Annotated in this window: 7 protein-coding genes; 4 read left to right on the plus strand and 3 right to left on the minus strand. The window is 53.6% G+C overall.

From position 1 onward, the window contains the following. Positions 1-90 precede the first annotated feature (90 nt). A complete protein-coding gene (locus tag BLR06_RS11465) occupies positions 91-402 on the minus strand; it encodes a zinc-ribbon domain containing protein (protein ID WP_092073143.1) in 312 nt (103 codons plus the stop codon). Positions 403-708: 306 nt separating this feature from the next. Here BLR06_RS11465 and pgm point away from each other — a divergent pair, with 306 nt between their 5' ends. Continuing rightward, positions 709-2,361 carry a phosphoglucomutase (alpha-D-glucose-1,6-bisphosphate-dependent) gene (pgm, locus tag BLR06_RS11470; RefSeq protein WP_092073145.1) on the plus strand — a complete coding sequence of 551 codons (1,653 nt, stop codon included), beginning with the start codon at positions 709-711 and terminating at the stop codon, positions 2,359-2,361. Here pgm and BLR06_RS11475 read toward each other — a convergent pair. Next, complete coding sequence (locus tag BLR06_RS11475) at positions 2,342-3,679, minus strand: hexokinase family protein (protein WP_173812881.1); 1,338 nt, start codon at positions 3,677-3,679, stop codon at positions 2,342-2,344. The two genes, pgm and BLR06_RS11475, sit on opposite strands and share 20 nt — an antisense overlap. Before the next feature lie 146 nt (positions 3,680-3,825). Between BLR06_RS11475 and BLR06_RS11480 the strand changes: the two genes are divergently transcribed. Beyond that, on the plus strand, positions 3,826-4,599 hold the full coding sequence (locus tag BLR06_RS11480; protein ID WP_092073151.1) for a hypothetical protein: 774 nt from the start codon (positions 3,826-3,828) through the stop codon (positions 4,597-4,599). Between the two features lie 8 nt (positions 4,600-4,607). Here the strand turns inward: BLR06_RS11480 and BLR06_RS11485 are convergent, their stop codons facing one another. Continuing rightward, a complete protein-coding gene (locus tag BLR06_RS11485; RefSeq protein ID WP_092073154.1) occupies positions 4,608-6,068 on the minus strand; it encodes an aminotransferase-like domain-containing protein in 1,461 nt (486 codons plus the stop codon). A 109-nt stretch (positions 6,069-6,177) separates the two neighbouring features. Here BLR06_RS11485 and BLR06_RS11490 point away from each other — a divergent pair, with 109 nt between their 5' ends. Continuing rightward, the gene (locus tag BLR06_RS11490; RefSeq protein WP_092073157.1) at positions 6,178-7,086 is read left to right on the plus strand and encodes a DMT family transporter; all 909 of its coding nucleotides are present in this window, start codon (positions 6,178-6,180) and stop codon (positions 7,084-7,086) included. 103 nt (positions 7,087-7,189) lie between these two features. Next, on the plus strand, positions 7,190-7,390 hold the full coding sequence (locus BLR06_RS11495; RefSeq protein WP_092073160.1) for a hypothetical protein: 201 nt from the start codon (positions 7,190-7,192) through the stop codon (positions 7,388-7,390). Positions 7,391-7,964: the final 574 nt, after the last annotated feature.

The following is a 7,964-nucleotide window of genomic DNA, read 5'->3' on the forward strand; positions in this document are numbered from 1 at the left end:
GCGCAGCGCCAGGCCGGGCTGTCGTCCTACAGGACCGCTCTTGGGCGGCGTAAAACAAAACTCCCCTGCAATGCAGGGGAGTTAAAGTTCTTAGTAGCGTTTGTTGCTTTGGAAGCAATCGCGACAGTAGATTGGACGGTCATTGCTTGGACGGAAAGGAACTTGGGTTTCAACGCCGCATGCTGCACAAACCGCATCATGCATTTCGCGCTGTTGGTAGCTGCTATTGCGTCCGCCGCCAAAACCACCACGGTTGTTTTGTTGTTTGCGGGCTGCACGGCACTCAGGGCAACGGCCTGGTTCGTTGGTGAACCCTTTTTCTGCAAAGAAATCTTGTTCTGATGCGGTGAACACGAACTCGGAGCCGCAATCGCGGCAGGATAAATTTTTGTCTTGAGCCATATTTAAATAGCCTCCTCAAAGTAATTACCCTAAATAGTTATTGGAATTGATCATAGGGCTTTCTCAAAGGTTTGAGAAGGACTAATGAAAACTTCACTGAGTCTATTACTGGGCTATTTAACTATACGCTAAATACGGAAAAAAGTAAAGAGTGTTTTTATGTTTTCTTTAACGAAATTTTAAAAAAATTTGGTTAAAGAGCCGGCAGCAGCGATAATAAACAGGAAATCCGGCATTATGCCGAGAACAATACATAAGCTGTAAACAGGTAATTTGTGGTTTGTCACTACATTAGGAGGGGTTGAAATGACCATTCATGCTTTAGCCGGCCAAAAAGCGCCAAAGTCTTTACTGGTAAATATACCCAGACTGATTAGCTGTTATTACACCAATCACCCGGACGCCGGCGAACCGGCCCACCAGGTTGCATTCGGTACTTCCGGCCACCGGGGCAGTTCTTTTGAATACAGTTTTAACGAAGATCATATTTATGCAATCACCCAGGCGATTTGCTGCCACCGAAAGGTCCAGGGCATTACCGGCCCGTTATTTATCGGCTTTGACACGCATGCGCTGTCCGAGCCGGCGTTTAGGACAGCGCTGGAGGTTTTGGCCGCCAACGGGGTGCAAACAATGATCGACCGCGATATGGGCTATACGCCCACGCCGGTCATTTCTCATGCAATATTAACCTACAATAAAGGACGTCAGGACGGTCTGGCCGACGGCGTTGTCATCACACCGTCCCATAATCCGCCTGACAGCGGGGGCATCAAGTATAATCCCCCCAACGGCGGTCCGGCGGATACCGGTATTACCAACAGGATCGCGAAGCTGGCCAATGACTTTTTGCAGCAGGGCCTGCAGGGAGTCCACAGGCTTACTTATGATAAGGCCGTTCGCCTTGCGAATGTTCGCCAATATCATTATCTTGCGCAGTATGTCAATGATCTGGCCAATGTTATTGATATGCCGGCAATCAAAGCATCCGGCTTACGGCTGGGAGCCGATGCCCTCGGCGGCTCAGGGCTGGGGTACTGGCTGCCCATCGCCGAAAAATACGGCCTGAATATTGAGCTGTTAAACGGCTATCCTGAGCCTGCTTTCAGTTTTATGAATGTCGATGGCGATGGCAAAATCCGCATGGATTGCTCATCGCCGTATGCCATGGCCGGCCTGATCAAATTAAAAGATCAGTACGATCTGGCTTTCGGCAATGATCCCGATTTTGACCGCCACGGCATTGTTACCGGCAGCTCCGGCTTAATGAATCCCAATCATTATCTGGCTGTGGCAATTGACTATCTGTTCCGGGAGCGCAGCGGCTGGAGCAAAGAGGCGGCTGTCGGCAAAACCCTGGTCAGTTCATCGATGATCGACCGCGTTGCCGCCAGCCTGGGACGGAAGCTGGCCGAAGTGCCGGTCGGCTTTAAATGGTTTGTTGGCGGGCTGGCGGACGGTTCGTATGGTTTTGGCGGCGAGGAAAGTGCGGGGGCGGCTTTTTTGCGTACCGACGGCACGGTGTGGACCACCGATAAAGACGGTATTATCCTGTGCCTGCTGGCTGCGGAAATTACCGCTAAAACCGGACGGGACCCCGGAGAGTACTATCAGGGTCTGACCGACCGCTTCGGACAGCCCGTCTATGAACGGATTGATGCGCCCGCCAATGCCGGACAAAAAGCGGTGCTGGCCAAACTGGCGCCGGAGCAGGTGCAAGCCGAGGCCCTGGCCGGAGAAAAAATTACCGCCAAATTAACCCGGGCGCCGGCCAACAATATGGCGTTTGGCGGCTTGAAGGTTTGCACCGAAAACGGCTGGTTTGCCGCCCGGCCGTCCGGTACGGAGGCGGTTTATAAAATTTATGCGGAAAGCTTTAAAGGGCCGGAACATCTGCGCAAGCTGCAGGACGAAGCCCGGCAAATCGTACAGGCTACCTTCAGAGCCGCCGGGGTGTGAAGGCGGCGGAGCCAAGGGTTGTAGCCGCCGCGACGGCTGCGCCGAGTCCTGAGCCGTCCTTGCTGAGCCGGCAGGAAACATTTTCGGCCGATTGGCCCAGCAGCTCGGCCAGGGTCTCTGCAATCGCCGCCGCATAGCCCGGCAGTTTTTCATACAGGGAACCGTCAATGGCGATTACATGCCGCCGGGTTAACCCGGGGTCGATGTGGTGAAGGATGGCAACATAAGTTGCTGTTGCCAGGCGGGCTGAGCGGCGGCTGATCAAGGCCGCCGCCGTTTTTAACGCTGCCCGGCCCGGATAGCCGCCGTCCGCGCCGCCAAGTTCTGAAAGCCAGTGGCTGATGCCCTGCAAATCAGGCGTTGCATCCTCCAGCAGCAGCGCAAGGTCCTTGCCGGTCAGTGCATACGGCGGCGGCCCGCCCGCCGGCAGGGGCGGCAGCAGGCCCTGGTGCGAAAGGTCAAGCAGGACCAGGCGGAGCAGCTCGCCGATATAACGGCCGGAACAGCCTTTTTCCAGGCGGCCTGCGCCAGGGCGTTCACTGTTGCGATCCAGCAGCCGGTCATAAGCATTGGCGGGGGCTTGGTCAAAATTACCTGACTCGATGTTTAGATAGGTTGGCTGGCCGTGGCAATTCAGAGCGCCTGGCTCCAGATAGCAGGTGTTGTGGCCGGTACCGCAGATTGAGCCGATATCGGCAGCGGCGTCCCGGTAGGCGGCGGCGATCAGGGTGCTGACCGTATCATTAACGATTGCCGCCGGGCGGATATTGTCCATACCCTGCCGGGTCAGAGCGTCCCTGAGCAGGGCTGCGACATTTTTTCCGGCTACGCCGGAAGTGGCGATTTCTTTCGTCCAGTATAGCAGCACGGCATTGGCGGCATCATATAACTTAAACGGAAAAGAAAAGGTAAAGCCAAGGCAATAATCGCGGTTGCTTTCACTCAGGGCCGCTGCCTGGGCGGCCAGGAAGTTGAACAATTCTTCGGCAGTGGCGGTTGCAGCCGCATAATTGTAAAGCCCTGCCGGGTCCACTAACGGCGCATCGCGGCGTTTAAGCAGAGCGTGGCGGCCGTTGCCCTGCAGTTCGATCAGGAATGCCCGGACATTGGTGCCGCCAAAGTCCAGCGCCAAAAACGCACCAGTCTCCTGGCCGGCGGGCTTGGTCAGGCCGGACGGCAGCATTGCAAGAGAAGCAGGCTTGCCGGTCAGCCCGGCAATCATATCCCGCCGGAAGGACTCGATCATCAGCCGCAACTGGGCGGTACTGACGGTGAAGGCTGGATAAAGCTGGTTGAGGACAGCGGTTTGGGTCATCATGAACCTCCTCGGCCTAATCGTTATGATCATTATACAGCAAAAGCGGGAATTTTTGCGCAAACTGTTGAACAAGAAAATTTTCGGGCAGGTATTTATTCTTGGGCGTTAAATAGTAATATTGATTATTGGAAATCAGAGGTGTTTACATGGAGGAAAAAAATAGTGGGTTTGAAGTACTGTCGGAGAAAATTGTTCAGGCAATCGCCGTGGAAAACTCCGTCCAGACTTTAAAAGTGGAACACAATACAGCCATTCAGGGCCGGACGGGAGCTCATCCGGTGGATATTTACTGGGAATTTACCGATGGTGAAGTTACCTATAAGACGATCTTTCAGACCCGCGACTGGGATAAGTCCATCGGCAACAATGAATTGTTCCGGCTGTTGTCGGTGCTCAGAGATATACCGGGCCAGGTGGCAGGCGTTTTGTTTACCCAGCCTGTTTATCAGAAAGTCACCCGGCAGCTGGCCCGGGATGTCGGAATCACCCTGTATGAGCTGCAAGCGCCGGTTGAAGATGAGGTTTGGCAGCCGGTGGTCGGCAATGTTGATATTAAAATCGACGCCGACTGGGCGAAGGCGGAAAAAGCCCGTCTGGGACTGGGGGATCAGCAATTCCGGTTAGGCGGCGAACCTAAAGAATTATTTATCTATGATGCAGACGGGCTCTGTATTGATTCAGTGCAGGGAATATTTAACGACTATATTAAACAACAGCGGGCCGGACTGAATTTTGCCAGGCAGACAATTACGCATCAGTTTGAGGAAACCGTCTTTTTACAAACCAATGACGAGCTGTTTCCCCGGCTGAAACTGGACCGGATAAGCTTTGTTCTGGAGTTCTTCGACTCGACCGAAGAGCAGGGGGAGGAAATGCTGCATCGTATCCTGTTAAGCGTGCTGAACTATTTTAGGCAGTAGCGCTTTAGTCATGCCGGCTCCAGCGCTTCATTCAGCAAAGCGCATAATATTTTCAGAGCCCTGGGCAGATCGGCATCCGCCAGATTGGTCCAGCAAATGCGCAGATGGTTGGTAGCCGGCTCACCGGCGTAAAAGATTGAGCCAGGCAGAAAATGAATGCCGCGGTGATGGGCTTCGGGAATCAGGTAATCTGTGTTGACATTGCCCGGCAGGGAAAGCCACAGGTGGATGCCGGCGAAATGCCGGGGGCGGATGATACGCCGGTCCAGCAGCCGGTCCAGCAGCCGGATGGTAAGCTGGCGGCGGCTGGCCAGGACGGAATTGAGCTGATCAAGATACTTTGGCAGCAGTGGATTGCTGAAAAACGGGATAAGCGCTGTTTGCAGCCACAGCGGCGAACCAAGATCGGTAATTGATTTTGCCGCCAGCAGCCGGTTGAAAATGCTGCCGTCGGCTGCCAGCAGACCAAGCCGCAGGCCGGGAAACAAGAATTTGCTGAAGCCCTTGAGATAAACGACATGCCCTGTAGTGTCCAGCGCTTTAAGCGGCGGGGGGAGATCTTTGCGCCCCAGCTCAATTTCGCGGTGGGGTTCGTCTTCTAATATCAGAATATTATTGGTGCGCGCAAACTGCAGCAGATCCTGGCGCCGTCCTAAAGACATGACAGCGCCGGTCGGATTTTGCCCGGTTGGAACGGTATAGACCGCCTTAACCTTAGTGGTGGCTGCCAGATCTTCCAGCAAATCAACGCGAATGCCGTCACGGTCCACAGAAACCTGCTGTAAAGTGGCCCGGGCCAGCCTGAAGGCGTCGATGGCGCCGGAAAAGCAGGGCGTTTCCACCGCAATAATCTCGCCGGGCCCCAAAAAGGTCCGGGCAAACAAATCAATACCCTGCTGAGTGCCGTTGGTAACCAGCAATTGATGCGGCTGGACGGTAATTCCCTGCTGCTGCAGATAAGCGGTAAGGACTTGACGGAACTGTTCATCACCGGCAAAGGAGGAGTAACAACCCAGGCTTTGCGGCGAATGCTCCAAAACCTGCCGGAAAGAAGCCTGGATGAGCTCCAGCGGCAGCAAAGAGCAATGGATGGCGGCAGTAGCCAGATCCAGGATGTGCGGCGGCAGTCTTACGGCGCTTTGGCTCCAAAAGCTGGCGCGCGGGAGTGAGTCCGGAACAGATAACTGCCAATCGTAGGGATCGGCGGCGGCCGCCTCTGCGCTTAAGACGGCGGTTTCCCGGACAAAGGACCCTTTCCCCTGGCGGGTAAGGGTCAAGCCTTCCCTGTCCAGCGCTTTGTACACCTGGTGGGCAGTCACCAGACTGATATGCAGCGTTTCCGCCAATACCCGCACCGACGGCAGCCTTTGGCCCGGCTTTAGCAAGCCGGACCGGATTCGCTGGGCGATTTCCAGCCGGATTTGCTCCCGTACAGGAACCCGGCTGGAGCGATCAAGAGTTAACAACATGAGTACCTCTCCCTTCACTGTTACAGGTGATTCTTGACTGTTATAGTTGAGATGGTGTTATATAGCTTATAATACATCATTGTTATATAACAGGAAAGGGAGGGTACCGATGTATCTGATCTATGGAATCATGTGTTTAATTTTTGGCACAACTTTTCTGGCTATAAAAGTAGGAATTGATGCCGGGGCCCCGCCCTTTGTCTTTGCCGGGGCCCGCTTTTTGGTCGCGGGAGCGGCGGTTTTAGCGGGCTTGAAAATTGCCGGCATTGCTGTTGGCCTGTCTGCGGCCCAACGCCGGGATGCCGTATTGATCGGGACCGCGATGACGGCAACGCTGTTTGGCTGTTTATATTGGGGTGAGCAGTATATTTCCTCCAGCGCCGCCGCTTTATTATCCGCAACTGCGCCGTTGATGATTGTGCTGATTGAATTTTTCCAGGGCAGACAAGGGGCATTTGGCTGTAAGCTTGTGGGATTGCTGGCGGCTTTGCTGGGGGTAGGGATCGCCTTATACCCGTCCATTGGCGCTGAGTCCGGCTGGCTGGCAATGGCCGCGGTCTTGCTCATTCTGGCGTCCGAGGTTGCTTATGCCTTTGGGGCGATCCGCTCCCGGCGCAGTTTGAAGGCGGGGCTTAATCCGTTTGTTTTAAACGGCTGGCAGATGGTTGTCGGCGGTGTGCTGTTACTGGCGGTATCTTTACTTGCCGCCGAGCCGTGGCAGCTGACCCTGGCGTCCAATGTCTATCTAACCTGGCTGTATTTGGTTGTTTTTGGTTCTCTGATTGGGCATGGAGCCTACTATTGGCTGGTCCGGACAAGCGGGCCGCTGCTGCCGTCAACCTGGACTTATGTGTCGCCAATCATTGCCCAGCTGGTTGGCTTTTGGGTTTTGGCCGAATATTTATCATTATGGTCGCTGGTGGGCCTGGTATTTGTGTTGGGCGGCGTGTCAATGGTCAGCCAGGCGCAGGCAATTGAGCTTTGGCTGCGTAAATGTAAACAGGCGCTGTCCGGCTGAAGCTTAAAGCAGACCCATGCCTGGCATGGTTGTTAAATGCCGAAACTAGTTAAAGCTGTGCTTGCGGCGAGGCACAGAGGATTGTTAACTAGGAGGGTTAAACATGATTTTGACGAAGCGGGACAGGCACCGGGATTTAGGCTTACTGTTGCTCAGAATTGGCTTTGGGCTAATGTTTATGTATTATGGCTGGCCGAAAATAATGGCCGGACCGGCTGCCTGGGCCAAGCTGGGCGGAGCAATCCAGCCAATGTCCTTGGCTGTTTTATTCATAAGCTTAATCCTAATCGGACCGGGCCGGTAGCTTCGATGACGGCTCCCGGCTCAGATAGCTGAATTTCAACGGGTGAATTGACGGTCTGTTTATCGGAAAAAATTAGCGAAGCTGACGGAAAAAATACTGCAGCGGATCAATGGCAATTGGACGCGCTACTGTACAAGCAGGCGTCAATTGCCATTTTATTGTCCTTTGATTTTTCCAGGCAGGTTTTACCGGACAGAGGTCGAAACACCTTATAGTAGAAAGGGCCAAGCCTGATTCCGGCTTTGTTTTTAAAAAGCTTGTCTGAGCTTGGAAAAAACTTGTTAAAGTCTTTGACTTTGCCGGCTTGGAAGGCGCTTGGGGGTGTTTTGAACCCTGATTTTTTCTTGGGGCAACCGACACATTAGATGTATTGAAATCAGATAGCCCAATCAGACATAACTTGCGTACTTCTTGGGCAACCGACACATTAGATGTATTGAAATAAGAAATTGAAAGCGATAAAATTGATTTTACTGCCGGGCAACCGACACATTAGATGTATTGAAATCTTGGTAACTTACCCGCCTGATGATGGCCTTTATACGGGCAACCGACACATTAGATGTATTGAAAT

It is taken from the genome of Dendrosporobacter quercicolus (assembly GCF_900104455.1).
Lineage (GTDB): Bacteria > Bacillota > Negativicutes > DSM-1736 > Dendrosporobacteraceae > Dendrosporobacter > Dendrosporobacter quercicolus.